This window comes from Rhizosphaericola mali, assembly GCF_004337365.2.
In the GTDB taxonomy this organism is placed as follows: Bacteria; Bacteroidota; Bacteroidia; order Chitinophagales; family Chitinophagaceae; genus Rhizosphaericola; species Rhizosphaericola mali.
This window is the reverse complement of the sequence record NZ_CP044016.1, coordinates 3,228,602-3,248,755: the sequence shown is the minus strand read 5'-3', so window position 1 is coordinate 3,248,755 and position 20,154 is coordinate 3,228,602. Positions and strand designations below refer to the sequence as shown.

General features: G+C 34.6%; 18 protein-coding genes. 11 read left to right on the top strand and 7 right to left on the bottom strand.

The window, feature by feature from the left end; genetic code table 11:
• Positions 1-30: 30 nt before the first annotated feature.
• The 4 genes from E0W69_RS13985 to E0W69_RS13970 all read left to right on the top strand — a co-directional run bounded on the left by E0W69_RS13985 (position 31) and on the right by E0W69_RS13970 (position 7,268).
• A complete protein-coding gene (locus tag E0W69_RS13985) occupies positions 31-1,206 on the top strand; it encodes an ROK family protein (RefSeq protein WP_131330656.1) in 1,176 nt (391 codons plus the stop codon).
• A 768-nt stretch (positions 1,207-1,974) separates the two neighbouring features.
• On the top strand, positions 1,975-5,067 hold the full coding sequence (locus E0W69_RS13980; RefSeq protein WP_131330655.1) for a SusC/RagA family TonB-linked outer membrane protein: 3,093 nt from the start codon (positions 1,975-1,977) through the stop codon (positions 5,065-5,067).
• Positions 5,068-5,120: 53 nt separating this feature from the next.
• Entirely contained in the window at positions 5,121-6,692 is a 1,572-nt protein-coding gene (locus E0W69_RS13975; protein WP_191967850.1) for a SusD/RagB family nutrient-binding outer membrane lipoprotein, read from the top strand.
• Between the two features lie 87 nt (positions 6,693-6,779).
• Positions 6,780-7,268 carry a hypothetical protein gene (locus E0W69_RS13970; RefSeq protein ID WP_131330653.1) on the top strand — a complete coding sequence of 163 codons (489 nt, stop codon included), beginning with the start codon at positions 6,780-6,782 and terminating at the stop codon, positions 7,266-7,268.
• 37 nt (positions 7,269-7,305) lie between these two features.
• Here the strand turns inward: E0W69_RS13970 and E0W69_RS13965 are convergent, their stop codons facing one another.
• Together E0W69_RS13965 and E0W69_RS13960 are read right to left on the bottom strand one after the other, a co-directional pair.
• Positions 7,306-7,770, bottom strand: coding sequence for a DUF4268 domain-containing protein (locus E0W69_RS13965; protein WP_131330652.1), 465 nt, complete (start codon positions 7,768-7,770; stop codon positions 7,306-7,308).
• Between the two features lie 30 nt (positions 7,771-7,800).
• Positions 7,801-8,259 carry a hypothetical protein gene (locus E0W69_RS13960; protein ID WP_131330651.1) on the bottom strand — a complete coding sequence of 153 codons (459 nt, stop codon included), beginning with the start codon at positions 8,257-8,259 and terminating at the stop codon, positions 7,801-7,803.
• A 98-nt stretch (positions 8,260-8,357) separates the two neighbouring features.
• Between E0W69_RS13960 and rimO the strand changes: the two genes are divergently transcribed.
• The 5 genes from rimO to E0W69_RS13935 all read left to right on the top strand — a co-directional run bounded on the left by rimO (position 8,358) and on the right by E0W69_RS13935 (position 14,359).
• Complete coding sequence (gene rimO, locus E0W69_RS13955; RefSeq protein ID WP_131330650.1) at positions 8,358-9,668, top strand: 30S ribosomal protein S12 methylthiotransferase RimO; 1,311 nt, start codon at positions 8,358-8,360, stop codon at positions 9,666-9,668.
• Positions 9,669-9,771: 103 nt separating this feature from the next.
• Positions 9,772-11,361: a bacillithiol biosynthesis cysteine-adding enzyme BshC gene (bshC, locus tag E0W69_RS13950; protein ID WP_131330649.1), complete on the top strand. Its 1,590-nt coding sequence runs from the start codon at positions 9,772-9,774 to the stop codon at positions 11,359-11,361.
• A 51-nt stretch (positions 11,362-11,412) separates the two neighbouring features.
• Positions 11,413-12,744, top strand: coding sequence for a PQQ-dependent sugar dehydrogenase (locus E0W69_RS13945; protein WP_225321267.1), 1,332 nt, complete (start codon positions 11,413-11,415; stop codon positions 12,742-12,744).
• 462 nt (positions 12,745-13,206) lie between these two features.
• Complete coding sequence (locus E0W69_RS13940; RefSeq protein WP_225321266.1) at positions 13,207-13,704, top strand: RNA polymerase sigma factor; 498 nt, start codon at positions 13,207-13,209, stop codon at positions 13,702-13,704.
• A gap of 4 nt (positions 13,705-13,708) precedes the next feature.
• Complete coding sequence (locus E0W69_RS13935; RefSeq protein ID WP_131330647.1) at positions 13,709-14,359, top strand: hypothetical protein; 651 nt, start codon at positions 13,709-13,711, stop codon at positions 14,357-14,359.
• Between the two features lie 61 nt (positions 14,360-14,420).
• Here E0W69_RS13935 and E0W69_RS13930 read toward each other — a convergent pair whose 3' ends face one another.
• The 4 genes from E0W69_RS13930 to E0W69_RS13920 all read right to left on the bottom strand — a co-directional run bounded on the left by E0W69_RS13930 (position 14,421) and on the right by E0W69_RS13920 (position 17,472).
• Complete coding sequence (locus E0W69_RS13930; RefSeq protein WP_131330646.1) at positions 14,421-15,605, bottom strand: THUMP domain-containing class I SAM-dependent RNA methyltransferase; 1,185 nt, start codon at positions 15,603-15,605, stop codon at positions 14,421-14,423.
• Positions 15,606-15,802: 197 nt separating this feature from the next.
• On the bottom strand, positions 15,803-15,952 hold the full coding sequence (locus E0W69_RS20495) for a hypothetical protein (RefSeq protein WP_191967849.1): 150 nt from the start codon (positions 15,950-15,952) through the stop codon (positions 15,803-15,805).
• Between the two features lie 89 nt (positions 15,953-16,041).
• On the bottom strand, positions 16,042-16,995 hold the full coding sequence (locus E0W69_RS13925; RefSeq protein WP_225321265.1) for an EamA family transporter: 954 nt from the start codon (positions 16,993-16,995) through the stop codon (positions 16,042-16,044).
• Positions 16,996-16,998: 3 nt separating this feature from the next.
• Positions 16,999-17,472: an Lrp/AsnC family transcriptional regulator gene (locus tag E0W69_RS13920; RefSeq protein WP_131330645.1), complete on the bottom strand. Its 474-nt coding sequence runs from the start codon at positions 17,470-17,472 to the stop codon at positions 16,999-17,001.
• 234 nt (positions 17,473-17,706) lie between these two features.
• Between E0W69_RS13920 and E0W69_RS13915 the strand changes: the two genes are divergently transcribed.
• Positions 17,707-18,393, top strand: a complete 687-nt coding sequence (locus tag E0W69_RS13915) for a hypothetical protein (RefSeq protein WP_131330644.1) — start codon at positions 17,707-17,709, stop codon at positions 18,391-18,393.
• 10 nt (positions 18,394-18,403) lie between these two features.
• On the opposite strand, the gene E0W69_RS13910 is transcribed toward E0W69_RS13915, so the two are convergent.
• A complete protein-coding gene (locus E0W69_RS13910; protein WP_131330643.1) occupies positions 18,404-19,603 on the bottom strand; it encodes a DUF763 domain-containing protein in 1,200 nt (399 codons plus the stop codon).
• A 76-nt stretch (positions 19,604-19,679) separates the two neighbouring features.
• On the opposite strand from E0W69_RS13910, the gene E0W69_RS13905 reads away from it, so the two are divergent.
• Positions 19,680-20,081, top strand: a complete 402-nt coding sequence (locus E0W69_RS13905) for a GtrA family protein (RefSeq protein ID WP_131330642.1) — start codon at positions 19,680-19,682, stop codon at positions 20,079-20,081.
• Positions 20,082-20,154: the final 73 nt, after the last annotated feature.

The following is a 20,154-nucleotide window of genomic DNA, read 5'->3' as shown; positions in this document are numbered from 1 at the left end:
GCCTATATTGCTTATTAAAATTGCACTACGATGGGAGCCCAACTAAATGAACTCACTCTAAAGAAAGAAATAATAAAACTATTATACTATGACAAAAGATTGTCTTGCGCTGAGCTAAGCAATGTTTTGGGTAAAAGTATACCAATAGTAACTAAAGCAATTACTTCTTTAATACAAGAAGAATGGGTTGAAGAAAGTGGTTTGGCTACGTCAACAGGAGGTCGTCGTCCCATGGAATATACCTTAAAAGCCAACGAAAGGTATATTTTATCTATTTCTATGGATAGACTATTTACGCAGATCGCATTGTTTGATTTGCATAATTCTCCCGTTACGCCTATTGAAACACATGCCCTACCTCTTTATGAGAATCCGGCATCCTTAAATCAATTGATTTCAATTATTAATTCGTTTATTCAAAAACATAATCATAAGGAAAGAATTATTGGAATCGGAATTGCATCTCCAGGTTTTATTAATAAAGAAAAAGGAATTCATCATAGTTACTTACAGACACCAGATGGTGCTACTTTAACTGAGCATTTGGAAAGACAGTTAGGTTTACCTGTTTATTTAGATAATGACTCCTCTGTAATTGCGTTAGCAGAATTAAGATTTGGCAAGGCTAAAGAGGTGTCTGATTCCATGGTTGTAAATATTGGTTGGGGTATAGGGCTGGGTATGATTATAGATCATAAAATATTTAGAGGTTCTTTTGGTTTAGCAGGAGAATTTAGTCATATTCCAATATCCGAGAGTGATTTATTGTGTGAGTGTGGTAAACGAGGTTGTTTAGAAACAGAAGGAACCTTGTTGGTTGTAGCAGAGAAAGCACAGCGTCTTTTACAAAAGGGAGATATTTCTGGAATTCAATATTCGGATAATGCGTTTGAACTTTCTCAAAGATTGATGGATGCTGCAAATAGAGGAAATCAAGATGCTATCGCCATGTTCTCAGATATGGGTAGTAAGATTGGTAAAGCTCTCTCTATTCTAATTCATATTATTAATCCTGCACAAATAATCCTAAGTGGTCGAGGGGCAGAAGTTGGCCGACTATTACTTGCGCCAATACAGCAAGCCTTGAATACTTATTGTATTCCAAAACTATTTGAAAATTCGGAATTGGTTATTTCGGATTTAGGTAAAGGTGACGTTAATGTGGAGCTGATCGGAGCTGCGGCGTTAGTGATGGATATGATCTAATTAGATGGATGTTAAACTTAAATGGCATGATATTTAATAATTTCCATTTTTGTGTACAATGTCCTTGCTTGTTTTTAAACAAAATTTTATTCAAAATAAGTTACTTATTATACCAATATACAAATCTCTTTCGGATATAGTAGTAGATTCCTAGTAATTTTTAATCAAATTGCATTTTTTGCTTTATTATAGTCGTTCCTTTTTCTTGTATTTTTAGATAACATAGAAAAGGAAAAGTATATGAATTATTGTACTGGTAAATCATTAAATACAAACACATGTATTGTGTTATAGTAAGAATGTATTGCAATTATGACAAAACTATTCAGCGTTATATGGAATTTTTTTTACAATAATAAATTCTATGAATAGTAAAGGTGTAACTCTATCACTGAAATTTTTTTCAATTTTCTCATAGTTGTACATATCCTCGATATAATTTATCTGATTTAGGTTTATGCCTTTTAAATCCTATTTCTAAGAGTAATCATTTTTCTTTGTTTTTATTCTTATTGGAAATCAATCTGCAAGTATCCCAATCCGCTAAATTCCTTTATAAAAAGAGCATTTGCTGTTTCCAATTATAAAGCATTTCATGTTTTGAATTTTTTTTAAAAAAAATATTACCATAATTGTTGTATTAACTATTAATTTCAATACTTTTATAAAATTATTATAAAGTATTGCTGATACATTGATTACTTATTTAAGTCAGCATCAATATTGTTTTAAGACTACTATTTTTCAAAACTTTAAATCAAAACATGTATGAAGTTAAAAACTACAGGTTTTTTATTGGTTTTTTTCATTTCACTTATTTTCTTTAAATCTTATGGACAAGGTGTTATTGTAATAACTGGAAATGTAAAAGATACAACTGGAAAACCTATTGTGGGAGCTACAATCTCTTTAAAGGGCAAGTCTGCCTTAGGTGCTACTAATGACGATGGTGATTTTACTATCAAACTAAATAATAAGGAAGGTATACTTGTAATATCTTCAATTGGCTTTACAAAAAAGGAAATCAATGCAAATACAAGTCCCTTGAACGTTGTTTTGATTCCAGAAGAAACGAATGGTAATGAAGTAGTTGTTTCCGCATTTGGTATTAAACGTCAAAAGAAATCACTAGGCTATTCCACTACATCCGTTGGGGGGGATCAATTTACGCAATCTCGTGATGTTAATTTGGGAAATGCATTAACAGGTAAAGTCGCAGGGGTTAGCGTGGCTAATAATGCTACTGGACCAACTGGGAGCAGTAGAGTTATTATTAGAGGAAATGCATCATTAACAGGCAATAATCAGCCATTATATGTAATAGATGGAATTCCTTTTGATAATAGTAATCAAGGAAGTGCAGGACAGTATGGTGGTCAGGATTTAGGCGATGGACTATCAAGTGTAAATCCTGATGATATACAAAGTATTGAAGTATTAAAGGGTGTTGCGGCGTCTGCGTTGTATGGATATAGAGGTGGTAATGGCGCTATTTTAATTACAACTAAATCAGGAAGTTCTCATAAGCCCTCGGTTGATATAAATAATAATTTTACATTGAATCCGATATATGACTATAGGGACTATCAGTCTGTATATGGACAAGGATCGCAAGGTATAAAACCAACAACAGAAACATCAGCCTTTAATACGGCATCATTGAGCTGGGGTGCAAAAATGGATGGTTCTGACGCGGTTAATTTTTTAGGCAATACCTATAAATATCAAAAAAATGGAGATAATTGGAAAAACTTTTATAACACAGGCTTGACTAATCAATCCTCTGTTGCATTGAGCGGTAGCTCTGATTTCGTTAAATATAGATTTGCAATTTCAGATTTATATAACAAAAACAATATACCAAATTCCAATATGAATCAACAGGTATTTAACATGAATACCATTTTTAATATCTCTAAAAAATTATCTCTAACAGTAACGGCTAATTATGTATTTGAAAAAGTAAAAAATAGGGCCTCTATGTCAGATGCATCAACGAATGTGAATGCAACATTGACCTATTTGGCAAATTCATTTGACGTTAGATGGTTAAAACCTAGAGTTAAATCAGATGGTACTGAACTTACTCCTGGTAATAATTTATACTTCAATAATCCATATTTCTTGACACAAAATTTTTCCAATACATCTGATAGAAATCGATTAAGTACTGCTGCTACTTTAAAATATACTATAAATGATTGGTTGTACGCACAGACTCAAGTATCAAGGGATGGGTATGTATTGGATTATGAAAATATAACACCAACTGGTACTGCATATGCAAATGGAGGTTCATTGAGCCAATGGGAAAAGAATTATAGAGAATTGAACGGAAGTTTTATGTTGGGTATGAACAAAACTTTTGGAGAAAATTTTACTTTAGATGCAAACGTAGGAGGTAACTCCCAAGATGATATCAGTAAAACATATGGCATTGATGGTACCGCAGGTCCATTTTTAATACCGTACTTGTATACAGCTAATAATATATCCACTAGACCTTACACGCTTAGCTACAACCATTATAGAGTTAATTCATTTTTTGGTGCAGCAAACTTAGGATATAAAAATTTCTTATTTCTAAACTTAACAGGAAGACAAGACTGGTTCTCAACTTTAGCTATAAATAGTAACAAATATTTTTATCCTTCTGCAAGTTTAAGTTTTGTTGCATCAGATGCATTTAAATTGCCTAATTGGATTAGTTATTTAAAACTAAGGGGCTCATATGCACAAGGTTCAAATGGTACGAATGCTTATCAAACTTACTTGACTTATGGATTACAAGGTTATACCATCGATGGTCAAAATGTGGGCTATATAACGAATAGCTCGATTCCAAATGCCTATTTAAAACCAGTTCAAATTCAAGAAAGAGAATTTGGTATGAATATGCAATTTTTAAATAATCGTTTTGGTTTTGATGCGGCTTATTACTATAAAAAGACGAATAATGATATAGCTCAGGTTTCTGCTAGTTCTGCGTCAGGTTATTCATCTGCAATTACTAATAGCGGTAGGATTAGAAATCAGGGTATTGAGTTCTTGTTAAACGGATATCCTATTAAAAATCAAAAATTTAGATGGAATGCATCTTTTAATATTGCATATAATGATAGTAAAGTTCTTTATTTAGGTGAGGATGTAAACTCCCTTGCTATTAGTGGTGCGGTCCCAAGAAATGGTGATGGGGTAACTATTAGTAACGTTGTTGGATTGAATTATGGACAAATAATGGGGTATGCTTATAAAACTGATGCGAAAGGGAATAGAATTTTTGCAAGCGATGGTCAAGCAGAAAGAACAAGTAGTGTAGTGCCTCTAGGTACTGGTGTTTATAAGGTGACTGGTGGTTTTAATAACCAATTTACATTAGGGCATTTTAACCTATCTTTCTTACTCGATTTCAAATATGGAGCTAAAGTGTTCTCTGGAACTAATTTAAGTTTGTATACTTCAGGATTACAAAAAACTACATTGCAAGGACGTGAAGATGGTTTTGTCGGAAAAGGTGTGACAGAAGATGGAAGTGTAAATACTACATCTATCAATTCTCAAACATATTTTACAAATTTAGCTTCATCTAACATTATTGCTCAAGAATTTGTTTATGACGCAAGTTTCATCAAGTTAAGACAATTTTCCTTCTCTTACGACATCCCAACTGCATCCCTAGAAAGAATGCATATTAAAGGAATTAATGTAGGAATCGTTGGACGAAATTTATGGACTATAATGAAACATACTCCTAATATAGACCCTGAAGCTGCATATAATAACAGTAATGGTCAAGGACTAGAAGGAAATGGTTATATGCCGACTAGAAGTTATGGTTTTAACGTGAATATTAAATTTTAGTTGAGGAAATGGTAAAGGCCACAAGAATTCGTCACAAAAAAATGAAATTTGAAATGAAAAAGATATTATATATAGCATTGATGATTTTTAGTAGTGGGATTTTGTTTACAAACTGCACTAAAAATTTTGAATCGATAAATACGGATCCCGAGCACATAACTTCTGGGAGCATGGATTATAATTATTTGTTTACTGCAGCAGAGATGTATACCGCTGGGTCTGATTATGAAGCTTGGCGTAATAGTATGATTTACTGTAGTACGATGATTCAACATTTAGCATCTACTCAAGACTATTGGAATGGTGATAAATACACCTATAACGCGGCTTATAATTCTGCATATTGGGATCGACAGTTTCCTACAGCAGTTACCTATATTGAAGAGGTTATGAATAAATTTAAGGGAGATAGTGCTAATGTTAATTTATATAATATTACGAGAATTTTGCGAGTAATTATCTATCAAAGGATGACTGATTTGTATGGAGATATTCCATATTCAAATGCAGGTAAAGGATACTTATCACAGATAACTACTCCATCTTATGATAAACAAGAAGATATCTATACGAGTTTCTTTAATGAATTGGATTCTGCGGCTCAAAATTTAAGTACCTCTAATACGAATACTATAGGAAGTGCGGATTTGATATATGAAGGGGATCCAACTTTATGGAAAAAATTAGCATATTCTCAAATGTTAAGATTGGCTATGAGAATGACGAAAGTAGATGCTACAAATGCTGAGAAATGGGTAAAGGTCGCAGTAGCAGGAGGTTTGTTTGAGTCGAACTCTGATAATGCCATAGTTCAACACGATGCAGTTACGACTGCCCCAGGAAATGCAAATGGCTTGATATTGGTTTACGATGATCCTAATGCATATAGAATGAGCAATACACTTATTAGTATGTTAAATAACACTGGAGATCCTAGATTGCATTATTTTGCCACGGTATCAACTAATCCAGGTGCACAATGGGGAACTAGTAGTTATAATTATGGAGATACTACAAGTAGTGTTCAGTTGGGTATGCCAAATGGTTATGATCAATTAGGTGGAACTACAGATATATCAACAGCGACTAACTGGCCTGGAGATATCAATAAATATTCTATAGTTAACAGGTATACTTTTGCAAGATTAGATGCGCCAACTTTTATCTTGACTTATGCCGAGAATTCTTTATTGTTAGCAGAGGCTGCATATAGAGGTTGGGTTGATGGTGATGCGTCTTCTTATTATGAAGAAGGTGTAACTGCCGCGATGGAGCAAATGACTCAAACAGGAGCCTCTACAGGTATCTCAAGTGCACAGATTGCAACCTATTTGGCCAAAAATCCATATAATTCATCTACTGCATTATCTCAAATCAATACACAATATTGGTTGGCAACTTTTATGGATGAATATGAAGCTTGGAGTAACTGGAGAAGGACGGGCTATCCAACTTTAACTCAAGTTAGTTATTTTGGTAATGTTACTGGAGGTACAATTCCTAGAAGATTTACCTATCCAACAACAGAAGCTACGTCAAATCCTACAAATTACACAGATGCTATTTCTAGATTGTCAAATGGGGATAAGATGACCTCTAGGATGTGGTGGGATGTTGCACAATAAATTATTATTATAATTTTTTCAATAGCGTGTTAATTTATTTTCAAAAATTAGCACGCTATTTGCATTTTATTGGGCAAACATTATAATATGAAAAAGATTATTCTTGGAATTGCTTTGTTAGGTGCTTCCTTGATAGGATTTCACCAAAATGCCAATGCTCAACGACGTGGTGCATCATATGAAAACGGATTAGGTTTATTTATTGATGCCGGTAATGGCGGTACGTATGTAGGACCACATTTGAAACATTATTTTAATGAAAGTGATGCTGGTCAAGTGAATTTGTTATTCGGAAATAACACCACAATTATCGGAGTTGAATATTCTTATAATCAACCTATTGATGGTGCCAATGGTTTAAAATGGAATATCGGTATAGGACCTCAAGTCGAGTTTTATAGTCATGATCATTATAGTCAAACAAATTTCTCTCTTCGCCCTATGGCTGGGTTGGAATATAAAGTGCCTGGCGCGCCAGTTGCTCTTGGGTTTGATTGGCGTCCATGGTGGACTTTAACACATGGTAGTAATTTCGAAGCGGCAAGATTTGGAATTGGATTCAAATATGCATTCTAAAATAAAAAAAGAGACCGGAAATTTCTGGTCTCTTTTTTTATAATTTAAATTGGTCAAAAGCAACTTTGGTATCATTCCAAAATTCATCTAATTTGATGATTCTTTCTTTAAAAAAAGTGATGACAGTCGGCCAATTTTCTTTTACATTGATACTTACGTCGGGCAATTTTTTGTAGATAATAGAAATAATTTTTTTGTGTTCGTTAGAAAAACTTTCTTGCCAGATCCAATCTTCTTGCATGGTTTCGTTAAAGATGGTTTTCAAACTTTCAAATTTTTCGTAGATTGCTAATCGTTCGCTATTGTCATTTCGAGTGATTTCAATGGCGATTTGTGCATTTTTCCTATCCAAATCCATTCGGAAATTTAGTTGACGAATTCCCGTTTTATAATTGATCCAATTAATCTCTTCTCCTTCGCTATTGGGGATAGGTTTTAAATATTGTCCCAATGCGGTCCAAAAATCCTTTTTAAACTGAAAATTTTCCTCTTTGCTATACATAAGTCTCTGTGTGGCTTTGCGCAAAAATAATTAAAACGTATATCTTATACCAATACCGCCCATATTTGGCGTAAAATCACTTCCTCCTGCTAATACGATAGATGGTTGCCAGTCAACGCTGAGATTAATAGGTACACTTGGTATTTTATAATCCAAACCAATTATTCCATCAATTCCAAATTCTGTTCCTGCGTCTTTCTTGTCCTTATATTCTTTATTCCAAAAGCCTAAATGTGCTCCAGGTCCTAAAATAAAATTTAAACCATCAACACCCTCGATTGCATAATTAAATTCGTACAAACCTGCAAAACGAAAACCATGTTTCCAAAATGATCCTTGAAATTCTAAATTATTATCTGAAATATAATTTTTATAAGATATCGTGGTTCCTCCAATAAATCTGGCACCTAATGCTTGGTGATAGGTAGATTGAGCTTGGGAATAATGTGCGAAAAAAAGTACGGCAACGGACAGAATAAAGTATTTCATTTTACTAAAAAATTTAACTGCCTGTCATTTATACAAAAATGAAGCCTAAAATCCTGAATATATGTTCCAACATTCATTTAACTTTGCACTCTCTAATTATGAAAGTCAGAACTTTAAAACAAGATAAGGTAAACATTATCACATTGGGTTGTAGTAAAAATCTAGTGGATAGTGAAGTGTTGAGTGGTCAATTGAAAGCCAATGCCATCGATGTAGCGCATGAAAATGAGAAACTCGATCATAATATCGTGGTGGTCAATACTTGCGGCTTTATCGACAAGGCTAAGGAAGAAAGTATCAATACGATATTGGAACAAGTAGAATTGAAACGTGAGGGGAAATTGGATAAAGTGTACGTTACCGGCTGTCTGAGCGAAAGATATCGTGATAACTTGGAGGATGAGATTCCTGAAGTCGATCAATGGTTCGGAACATTTGAATTGCCTTTGATGTTAAAAGCATTGAATGCAGATTACAAAAAAGAACTTTTGGGTGAAAGACTTTTAAGTACGCCAAAACATTATGCTTATTTGAAAATAAGTGAAGGTTGTAACCGTACTTGTGCTTTTTGTGCGATTCCTTTGATGCGTGGTAAACACGTAAGCAGACCAATAGAAGAGTTGGTCAGTGAAGCGGAACGTTTGGTTAAAAATGGTGTGAAAGAGATTATGTTGATCGCACAGGAATTGACTTATTATGGTTTGGATATTTATAAAGAACGCAAATTAGCGGAGCTTTTAGATAAAATGGCAGCGGTGGAAGGATTGGAATGGATTCGTTTGCATTACGCTTATCCTAATAAATTTCCAATGGATGTATTGGATGTGATGAATAAACATGCCAATATCTGTAATTACCTGGATATGCCATTGCAACACGCTAGCGATCACATGTTGCAAGCCATGAAGCGTCAAAGTACGCGTAAAGAAATGGAAGATTTGATCAAAGAAATTAGAGCGAAAAATCCAGGTATTTGTTTGCGTACTACTTTGATTGCGGGTTTTCCTGGCGAGACTTTGCAAGATATTGAAGAACTAAAAGATTTTTTACGCGAACAAAGATTTGACCGCGTAGGTATTTTCCCTTATAGTCATGAAGAAGGTACTTCTGCTGGCGAATTAGTGGATGATGTGCCTGCAGAGGAGAAAGAACGACGTGCGCAAGAGATCATGGATCTACAAGCGGAAATTAGTTACGAAAAAAATCAAGAAAAAGTCGGACAGACTTTGAAGGTTTTGATAGATAAGAAAGAAGCTGGTAAATATATTGGTAGAACAGAGTTTGACAGTGTAGAAGTGGACAATGAAATAATTATCGCATCTAAAAAGAAATTAACGATTGGTGATTTTGTTATGGTCAAAATTGTTAAAGCGTATGATTTTGATTTGGAAGGGGTAGTAGTGGAATAGAATTTAATTAATAGTTGGAAGATGTATTCTTTAAATTTTAACTTTATGGTTTATGCTTTTTGCATTTAGCTTTAAGCATTTATAGTTGAAAGAAAGTATTGTAATGGCAACAAATTTATCGTTTTCAGATACCGGTTTTTTCTCCAAAATTGCCGTCGATTATAGGGAAGCTCGCGAAGAAATGCGTCCGTTTTATTTACACGATGTTTCTTTGGATGGGGTAAATGCAGCTATTGAAAATCGAAAGCAATTTGCACAAAATCGTCAGATTTTGCATGATGAGTTACGCTTACAATATCAAGGAATCGAACTTACTGAAAAAGAAAATTTGCATATTGATTTATTAAAGTCAAATACAACTTTCACTATTACAACCGCGCATCAACCCAATATTTTCACTGGACCTTTGTATATGATGTACAAGATATTGCACGTCATTCAATTGTCCATTTACCTGAAAAAAGAATTTCCACAATATGATTTCGTTCCCGTATATTATATGGGAAGTGAAGATGCGGATCTGGATGAAATCGGACAATTTACAGTGGATGGAAAGAAATATGTTTGGGAAACCAAGCAAACAGGTGCAGTTGGAAGAATGATTGTCGACAATGATTTGCGTAAAATATTGGAACAATTAAAGCGTCAAATCGATGTAAATCCTTTCGGAAAGGAGTTGACAGAAATGTTTGATCGATGTTACTCGTTAGGAAAAACAATCCAACAAGCGACTTTGGAGATTATGCATTTTCTTTTTGGGGAAATGGGATTGATTACGCTGATTCCCGATAATGCTGCATTGAAAAAAACATTTGAACCTGTTATTAAAAAAGAGCTACTCGAAAGATTTTCACATAAAATAGTTACCAAAACGGCTGATGCACTGCATAAAGCTGGTTACAAACAACAGGCGAGTGGTCGTGATCTCAACTTATTTTACTTATTTGAAGATCATCGCGAAAGAATTGAATTTGCCGAAGGGAAATACTTCGTTCAAAGTTTGAATTTAGAATTCTCGGAAGCCGAGATTTTAAATGAATTAGAAAGTTATCCAGAGCGTTTTAGCGGTAATGTGATTTTGCGTGGCGCATTTCAAGAAACGGTTTTACCTAATATTATTTTCGTTGGAGGTGGTGGTGAAATAGCTTATTGGCTGGAATTGAAAAATGTATTTGCTTCGGTCAATGTGCCCTATCCCATTTTGCTTTTACGCAATTCATTTGCCTTGTTGAATAAAATTCAAACAAAAAGATTTGCGTCTTTGGAGCTCCAACCACATTGGTTATTCAAGCCAACTTTTCAAATTTTGGATGAATTGTCCATTCGAAAAAGTGGAAAACATGAGTTAAATGCAGAGATGGATGCGTTAAAAGCTATTTACCTAAATATTGGTCAAAAAGCAGTAGCATCCTCTAGTTCTTTACAAAAACACGTGATGGCATTGTACACGCAAGCGATCAACAAAATCCAACGTTTAGAAAAGAAAATCCAAAAGGCCGAACGAAATAAACTTATAGCAGAAAAAGAACGTTTGGAAAAGCTAAAGGAAATATTATTTCCGCATGATAGCTTGCAGGAACGTGTTGAAAATGTTTCCAGTTTTTATTCTGTGTATGGTCCCACCTTATTACCGCAAATATTAGAGGCGAGCCCAGCTTTAAATTCACAATTTGTTATGTTGGACTTACAATAAAATGGAATAATTTTGGTAGGATAGACAGTATTGTTCTCCAAAAATATGTGTATGCTACTACGTAAAGTTTTGTCTTTTGCAGCGATTGCCTTGTGTCTAATTTCTATTACAGCTTGTAATAATGACAATACAGATGCCACAGGCAATTCGTTTGATAGTTCCAATAATCCAGATGTCGATAATTTAGTTGCCAATCCAGATAGCTCTGGAATTAATGTGCCAGACAGTTTTGTAGCCAAGATTTTTGCAGACAGTATCGGGGAAACTCGTCATATTGTCGTGTCTCAAAATAATGTTGTTTACATCAAGTTGATGGCATTGAAAGATGGAAAAGGTATTGCGATATTAAAAGATCGAAACAATGATGGAGTTGCAGATCAATTAAAATATTTTGGGGATTTTGCCGGTACTGGCATTGATATATATGACAATAATCTTTACGCATCCTCTGATGAAGGCATTTATCGATACAAAATAAATTCTGATGGTTATATCATGGATACCAATCTACCTACAACTATAGTAGAAGGACTGATTGCGCGTAATGAACATCAAGCCAAAGCATTTACCATTGATCCGAACGGTAATATATATGTAAATATTGGCGCTTATTCTAATGCTTGTCAGATGGAAGACAGAGTGCCAGGCTCTCGTGGTATGTACCCCTGTCCGATTTTGGATTCTGCGGGAGGTATTTGGAAATTTGATGCCAATAAGATCAATCAGAAATATAAAGATGGCTCAAGATATGCAACGGGTTTGCGCAATGTGGTTGGTTTGGATTGGAATACACAGACGCAGTCTTTATTTGTAATGCAGCATGGACGCGACCAATTAGCAGATATGGCTCCCAAATTTTTTGATGCTGAAAAAAGTGCAGAGATTCCAGCAGAGAGTTTGTATGAATTACATCAAGGTGATAATGCAGGCTGGCCTTACGTGTATTATGATCCATTTCAAAAGAAATTATTATTGGCTCCGGAATATGGAGGTAATGGAAAAAGAAAAGCCGATAGCTCTTATTTGAATCCTATTGCCAATTATCCTGCGCATTGGGCACCGAATGGGTTACTTTTTTATACGGGAAATCAATTTCCTGCAAAATATAAAAATGGCGCATTCATCGCATTTCATGGTAGTTGGAATCGTGCACCCAAACCACAACAAGGTTTTTGTGTAGTGTTTCAACCATTTAAAGATGGAAAACCATTTGGTGACTATGAAATATTTGCAAAGGGATTTCCTGGTACAGATGCTCCATTACAAAATCCTGGAGACGCGGCTCATCGCCCATGTGGTTTGGCACAAGGCCCCGATGGCGCTTTATATGTTACGGATGATGTAAAAGGAAGAGTGTATAAGATTACCTATTCGGGTAAATAGAAACTATAAATACTATTCATATTAAAGCTCAATTGATAATTTTTCAGTTGAGCTTTTTTTATGAATAGTTATAAAAAGTTCTTGATAAGAAATGAAGGGATAATGTTATTTTTTGCCCTTCTTCTTTAGGATGCGGGTTGGGATGAGGTGCAATATTAGGAGGAAAGGAATTATTTCAAATAAAAATTGACTATGTTCTGTATTGGTATTTATTGGATTAACGTTAAGAAAATAAATCAGTGTAGTCGATAGAAAGAATATATGTCTGAGCGAAGCGACCACGTTGTAGCGCGAAGCAATTTATATTCTTTCCGACGAAACGATTGATTTTTAGTTAAGACAATACCAGCCTTGATCTTTTGTTTCTTTTCTATTAAGAGAAAAGAAAAATAAAAAATATTTTCATTTTTTGTGTAACATTTTTAATGCGTTCGCTACTAATTATTCAAACGCCTTTACAAATTGAGTGACTTAAAACAAAAAGAGGACTTTGCAAAACTGATCAAGGAGAACGAGCTCTTGGTGATGAAAGTCTGTCGCGTATATGCGTACGATACACACGATAGAAAGGATTTATTTCAAGAGATTCTGATCGCTGCTTGGCAATCTTACCCGAAGTACAAGGGTGATGCCAAATTCCGTACTTGGTTGTATAAAGTGGCCATATATACAGCTATTGCAGGTCTTAGAAAAAGTAAATCTTTTATCAAAAGTACGGATCCAAACGAATTGCCACAATCGACAATTACGCTAAGTTATGATGCCTCACAAGATGATCAATTGAGTGTCTTATATAAAGCCATTGCTCAGTTAAATGAAATCGATAAGGCAATAGTTATGTTGTATCTGGAGGATAAATCCTATAAAGAAATGGAAGATATTATGGGTATAAATGAAGCTACTCTACGCGTAAAAGTGAACAGAATTAAGGAAAAATTAAAACAAATTATTAAATCATAACATCATGGAACTAGACGATCTAAAACAAGCCTGGCAAGATCAGAAGCTCGATGTATCCGAAGCTCCTGATGTGCAAAATATTATGAAAATGTTACAAAATAAGAATTATGGACCTATCGCAAGTCTAAGAGAAAAATATAAAAGAACCGCTTTGTATACAGCCATTACTTGGATAGTTTTGTTGACATTTATTACTTTACAGAAAGGTGGTTGGGATGGACTTTGGCATCAATTGTCCAATAATGAGAATGGTGTACTCTATTTTTTACTCCCAATGATTGCTTTGGCATTGATAGGTGGAATATTTCAATTTGCGATTATGATTGTGCTAAGTGATTTGAGAAATATTAAAAATCCAATAAAATCTGAAATTCAATCTAAAGTACTAAAAATTGCCAAATATCTAAAATGGCAAAGATGGATGATCATCATTATGGCAGTTGTGTACACAATATGTTTGGAGTTTGCTTTCCTCTATCATCCTGCTAATTATTTACGAGATCTTGGATCTTGGTTTCATTTGAGTATTTTTATTAGGATATTAGGATATGTAGCGTATATAGTATTAGCAGTGTTTATTAGCCGATATTCCTTTCAAAGACAATACGGTAAGCATGTTGACTATCTTAAAGATCTAGCTAATCAATTGCAATAACATAGTTAAATGAAAAAAGCCTTTCTAAATAGATTTTTAGAAAGGCTTTTTAACTATAATTTTAATCTTCATCCTCTGTTTTAATACGACGTTTAGTGCCTTCGTATAGTTCGTATTTTAAAAGTCTGCAATCCAATTTACTATTGTAAAATTCAATTTTTCTTTTAGGTTTGAGACCGATTTTTTTACCCAAATCTGGATTTCCAGTAAATATAAAACCTGTGTAACCTCCACATTTTTGTTTCATAAAATTACCAATGCGTGCATAGGTTACTTCGAGTTCTTCAATTTCACCTAGACGTAGACCATATTCAGGATTCATCATCAGAATACCATTGTTTGTTTCTGGTACCGTGCTTACCTCAAAATCACATTGATCCAACGTAATATATTCCAATACATCGGCCGCCGCTGCATTCAAACGTGCATTTTTGATGGCGTCACGACTATGGTCGGAGGCAATAATTTGCAAATTATCTGGATGTTTGATTTGCTTTTGAATTCTCATTTTTTCTTCTTCAAAAATAGCCTCTTCAAACCCCAAAATATGTTTAAATCCATAATTGTCTCTAAATAGTCCGGGCACTCTATTCGTGGCAATCATGGCAGCCTCAATGGCTAACGTACCCGAACCACACATTGGATTGATAAAAGGAGAAACTCTATCCCAACCTGTAGCATAGATAGTGGCTGCTGCTAAAGCTTCCAACATCGGCGCTTGTCCAGGATATTTGCGATAGCCGTGTCTTCCTAATGAATGCCCAGATGTATCTACAAATATTTCAGCTTCTTCTTCTTTCCAAAAAAGATGAATTACTGAGGCTTCCGGATCGGAACCGGTGTCAGGACGACGGCCAGTTTTGTAGCGTAATCTATCCACAATCGCATCTTTTACACGTACATTGGCAAACATGCTATTGTTAATCGTTTCGTTATTAACAGAGCTCGTAATGGTCAAGTACGCATTGATAGGTAGGATAGATTCCCATTGCATTTTGCGTGCTTCATTATATATTTCATCAGCATTTCTCGCAGAAAATTTGCGTAAGCTATACAAAACTTGACTTGCACATCTTAAATTCAGATTCAAACGAATACAATCGTTTAAAGAACCTTTGATTTTTACGCCAGTAACAAATTCCTCTTCAATGGCAAAACCTAAGGCTTTTACCTCTTGAGCTAAATAGGGCGCGATGCGATTGTGACAAGTAATAGTAATATTGCCGGGCTTTCTGAAATATAACATGAATTCAATTTGCGTGCAAAGGTAAGGGAATGTATAAAGTTATCAGTAGATAGTTATAAGTAGTAGGTCGTTAGTTATAAGTCGTTACAGAGGTCTTGTCCTTCGCCTTTAGGTGGAGGGTTGGGATGAGGTTTAATAAATAAGGCGACCAATTTTGGTCGCCTTCCAATCTATATATCAATTCCGATGTGTTTCTACTAATAATAGTAATAATGTGGACGATGATGATAATGTCTTGGAGGTGGTGGACCGTAGGCATAACCAGGTTGCGCTACCACACAAGATTGCATAATCATTGCGATAATACTCACTCCAATCAAAATGTGCCAAATATTTTTACTTTTCATAGTTTTTCATTTTATTAGGTTCAAACTATAAATAAGACAGCGCAATAATGCAATAGTTACACGATCAACTTTTAAGAAGATGTTAATCTCTATGGCGTGAATTGCGCTTTGCGTTTAATAGGCCATTTTATTTTGATCCTACTGATGAGTAATACGCTACTTAATATGATTATCAACCCAATTATTTGAATAAATGAAATGTCCTCATGTCCGAATAATGCGCCTAGAAATACGGCAATCACCGGATTGACATAAGCGTGTGTGCTTACTATAGTTGCAGACTTTACTTGCAAAAGCCATACATAGGAAGTGTACGCTAATAAGGAACCAAATGCGATTAAATAAACTAAGGAATAAATGGATCTCACAGGTAAATGTGCCCATTCTACTTTTTGCATATCTCCTTTGATAAAACTACCCACTAAGAAAATAATTCCTGCAAATAACATCTGCCAGCCTGTTGACACAAATGCATTATCGTCTTTGTCAGATTTGTATTTGGAATACAAGGAACCAATTGCCCATGTGGATGGTCCGAAGGTCAACATTAGTAAGGCGATTAGTTGCTCTTTTTTAAATCCTGTATGGAAAATTAATTGCAATCTTTCCCAAAATAATAATACTACGCCAATCAATCCAATCAATACGCCTAATAATATTTTTTTACTAGAGAAATTGACTTTCCATTGTCTTTTATCTAAAAATATAAACCACAAAGTAACCGTGGATGCCATGATTGCAGCCAAACTACTAGGTAAATATTGCTCCGCCCAAATGAACATACCATTATCTAAAAACAAAAGTAAGAACCCCGATAACGCAGCAATTTTAATCTGTCTCCATTTAAATATATCTAATCCTTTCGCTCTGCAAATCAACAATAAAATAATACCAGCACTAACAAAGCGAATCGCTCCTAATACAAAAGGAGTGAAGCCTTTCAATGCATTTTGTATGAAAAAATAAGTCGACCCCCAGACGATATAAACGAGTGCAAAAGCAAGTACGACCATGGATAATGGCGCTTTGGTATTGTTGGACATGGATTAATTTTTTTGAATATTTAAATGATTTGTTTCTTTCACGGCCTCTAGTACGATTATCGTCTTGGTGGAGACGATACCCTTGATTTTACTAAAGGAATTTCGCATGATATTCATCAAATGTTCTGAATCTCGGACTCTAATTTTTATGAGAAAACAATCCTCACCAGTTACATTATGTACCTCTTGTATCTCTGGAATCTTCGCCAATGCCAATCCTGTAACTTCTGAACCAAATGCATCTGAAGTCTTTATGGAAATGAATGCCAATAACTTTTGATCTAGTGCCAATGGATTTATTTGAATTGTATAGCCTTTGATTACACCTTTTTGTTCCAACTTTTTCACACGTTCCAATACACCAGAAGGCGCCATTCCCAATTCGCGGCTCAATTCCGCATTGGAAATTTTGGAATTTTCCTGAAATGCATTCAAAATTTGAAAATCCACCGCATCTAATTCAAATGAGTTATTCATACAGTAAAGGTATGTATATTTTGAATTATATTCTTAATTATTTATAAATAATGTATTTTGTTCTGTTTTTAATATTTTTAATAGTGAATTGTTCAGTCGTTTTTAATCTTGCTGTGCATTGTTTCTTTTATGTAAATCTTACTATTAGAAAAAGAAATGGGTTATTCATTTCTTCTATTTTACTAACATTGTATTTCAAATAGATAATCAAACTTATACCAAATGCTACTAATTATGAAGATTCAGAGAATGAAATTGTTATTTTTAAGCTTATTTGTCATCCTAATTCTCCACTCTAATACACATGCGCAATTTGTAACTACGCGTATAAATACGCCTTATGGTACTGTAAGTACTACAACTTTTCACTATATGCCTATGTATTTTAATTATGGTAGTGGTGATCCTTTTAAAAATACGATGTACTTGATTGTTCTAAAAAATCAAGATACAATTAGATGTAAGGGGACTATGGTCACAGAGAATAAGCAAACGTATATCAAGTTAAAAAAGCCGTTAAAGGATAGTCTTATTTATCCAAAAAATACTATTTCTATACGAAATATAATTAAAAAAGATACTTCTATTGCTTATCCATATAAGGATAGTATTTGGCTCATTGAACCAAATGTGGATATGAAAAAGAAAGCAATTGTGATGTATGTGCCGATGTCTGTAGAGTTGAATTCGATTTATCTAAAACAAAATGGAGTCTTGACTCTTGCTACAAATGATATGGTTTTGAGATTAGTTGCGGGAGATCCGAAAGCAGAGAAAAAAGCTAAGAAAAACCAACTTGCAGATGCAATCGATGTTTTTAATAGTAATAAAGATCAAAAACAATATGTAGATGTTGATATTGATAAAATTGAGACCACTATGAAGGCGACAGATCCTGATGATAAACCATTAACATTCTAATCTAAATTACTTAAAAAAGCGATAATTGGTCGCCATTTTTTGGCGGCTGCGCTTTTCCAAAAACGGAACGTCCTCCATATTTGTAGGATTCGGCTCTTTCTTTTTCGATCCAATCGTCAAAACGATCATTTGGGGTAAATCCTTTTTCCAATTCTTGACTTACACGAGTTAAGTTGAAAAGCGCAGACGATTTTTCTTTGTCGTCCATTTTGGCCTTTTCAATGGCTGTATGCATGTGCTCAATCGTCTGATCATATATCTTGATTGGTACTGGAAAAGGATGTCCATCCTTGCCTCCATGTGCAAAAGAAAAACGTGCAGGATCTTCAAACCGAGAAGGTGTACCATGGATCACCTCACTTACTAATGCCAAAGATTGCAAGGTGCGTGGTCCTACATCTTTGAGGAGCATTAAGGATTCGATCGAACTGATATCTGTCTCATGTGCCAATGCTAGTGCGGCGCCCAATCTTTTCAAATTGACGTCTTTTGCAGTTACTTCATGATGTTTGGGTAAAATGAGTTGAAGTTCTTGCAATAAATCCACTGGTCGCTCCTTGGTCAATTCCAACATACTAGACTTGGTGGATGTGGCATTTTTATCCGTAAGATTTAATATTTCGCCTTGATTAGGACCATAAATAAATTGATGTGGTGTTTCGACAAATGATTTTACTTCTGAGGATAACCAATGATAACGGCGCGCCATTTTAGATTCCGTATTCATGCCTTGTTGGACAATCGTCCATTCGCCTTCATCAGAAAGAATAAAAGAGTGTAAATACAACTGAAATCCATCTTGAATAGCATTGTTATCGACTTTTGCCGCAAGTTTGCTACTATACACTAAAGAATTACCATCCAAACCCGTTTTTTCGGCGATTGCCAATAATTCAGCGGGTGTTTTACGCGAAGCTTTTCCTCGACCGCCACACATATAAATTCCCAATTCATTGGAACGGGGATTGACATATTTTTTCAAAGCGCCCAAAACGGATGTTGTAATACCGGAAGAGTGCCAATCCATCCCCAAAACACATCCCAAAGATTGAAACCAAAATGGATTACTAAAGTGCTCCAACAAGGATTGTTTGCCATACTCCAACAATATAGACTCCACAATAGCTCCACCCAAAGAACTCATTCTTTGCGCAAGCCACAAGGGAACGGTGCCATAGTGTAAGGGAAGATCTGCATGACCACTTTTCATACGAGCAAGGTAATAATTATTGCGTTATGAAAAATTAATAATAGTATAAACAAATGTTTTGCATAATCAATAAATTATGAGCGAAATTGAATGCCAAAAAATGACGAATGGTTTGAGGCATTTTGTTCTGTTTTCTTTGATTGGTGTTGTGGGGATGGTTTGGGATTTCGGCAGTACATGGTTTTTGAAGGAAAAGCTAAAATGGAATCCATTCGTTGCGACCAGTATTGGTTTTGTACTTGGGGTAACGAATAATTATGTATTAAATGCGATCTATAATTATCATTCCAAGTCAATCGTTGATATCCGAGCGATAAGTCTATTTTTTATAGTCAATTTAGTAGCGTTGGGAATTAATTTAATAGTTATTTATATCTGTAATAAGAAACTTAAAATTAATTTTTATTGGAGTAAAGTAATTGCTAGTGGATTTGGTACGGTGTTAAATTTTACAGTAACACATTTCTATGTGTTCTGATAATTAATAGTTACCACAAAATTTACTTCAATCCTCAATTCTACCTTTAGCCATCCGCTTTTCGCATTCAGCT

What these genes read in the sequence shown, in the direction of transcription:
- E0W69_RS13915 (WP_131330644.1), top strand. Translation starts at nt 17,707, where the DNA reads ATGAAGATTCAGAGAATGAAATTGTTATTTTTAAGCTTATTTGTCATC.
- E0W69_RS13925 (WP_225321265.1), bottom strand. Translation starts at nt 16,995, where the DNA reads ATGTCCAACAATACCAAAGCGCCATTATCCATGGTCGTACTTGCTTTT.
- E0W69_RS13975 (WP_191967850.1), top strand. Translation starts at nt 5,121, where the DNA reads ATGAAAAAGATATTATATATAGCATTGATGATTTTTAGTAGTGGGATT.
- E0W69_RS13970 (WP_131330653.1), top strand. Translation starts at nt 6,780, where the DNA reads ATGAAAAAGATTATTCTTGGAATTGCTTTGTTAGGTGCTTCCTTGATA.
- bshC (WP_131330649.1), top strand. Translation starts at nt 9,772, where the DNA reads ATGGCAACAAATTTATCGTTTTCAGATACCGGTTTTTTCTCCAAAATT.
- E0W69_RS13935 (WP_131330647.1), top strand. Translation starts at nt 13,709, where the DNA reads ATGGAACTAGACGATCTAAAACAAGCCTGGCAAGATCAGAAGCTCGAT.
- E0W69_RS13905 (WP_131330642.1), top strand. Translation starts at nt 19,680, where the DNA reads ATGAGCGAAATTGAATGCCAAAAAATGACGAATGGTTTGAGGCATTTT.
- E0W69_RS13930 (WP_131330646.1), bottom strand. Translation starts at nt 15,605, where the DNA reads ATGTTATATTTCAGAAAGCCCGGCAATATTACTATTACTTGTCACAAT.
- E0W69_RS13985 (WP_131330656.1), top strand. Translation starts at nt 31, where the DNA reads ATGGGAGCCCAACTAAATGAACTCACTCTAAAGAAAGAAATAATAAAA.
- E0W69_RS13980 (WP_131330655.1), top strand. Translation starts at nt 1,975, where the DNA reads ATGAAGTTAAAAACTACAGGTTTTTTATTGGTTTTTTTCATTTCACTT.
- E0W69_RS13960 (WP_131330651.1), bottom strand. Translation starts at nt 8,259, where the DNA reads ATGAAATACTTTATTCTGTCCGTTGCCGTACTTTTTTTCGCACATTAT.
- E0W69_RS13965 (WP_131330652.1), bottom strand. Translation starts at nt 7,770, where the DNA reads ATGTATAGCAAAGAGGAAAATTTTCAGTTTAAAAAGGATTTTTGGACC.
- E0W69_RS13910 (WP_131330643.1), bottom strand. Translation starts at nt 19,603, where the DNA reads ATGAAAAGTGGTCATGCAGATCTTCCCTTACACTATGGCACCGTTCCC.
- E0W69_RS20495 (WP_191967849.1), bottom strand. Translation starts at nt 15,952, where the DNA reads ATGAAAAGTAAAAATATTTGGCACATTTTGATTGGAGTGAGTATTATC.
- E0W69_RS13945 (WP_225321267.1), top strand. Translation starts at nt 11,413, where the DNA reads ATGCTACTACGTAAAGTTTTGTCTTTTGCAGCGATTGCCTTGTGTCTA.
- E0W69_RS13920 (WP_131330645.1), bottom strand. Translation starts at nt 17,472, where the DNA reads ATGAATAACTCATTTGAATTAGATGCGGTGGATTTTCAAATTTTGAAT.
- rimO (WP_131330650.1), top strand. Translation starts at nt 8,358, where the DNA reads ATGAAAGTCAGAACTTTAAAACAAGATAAGGTAAACATTATCACATTG.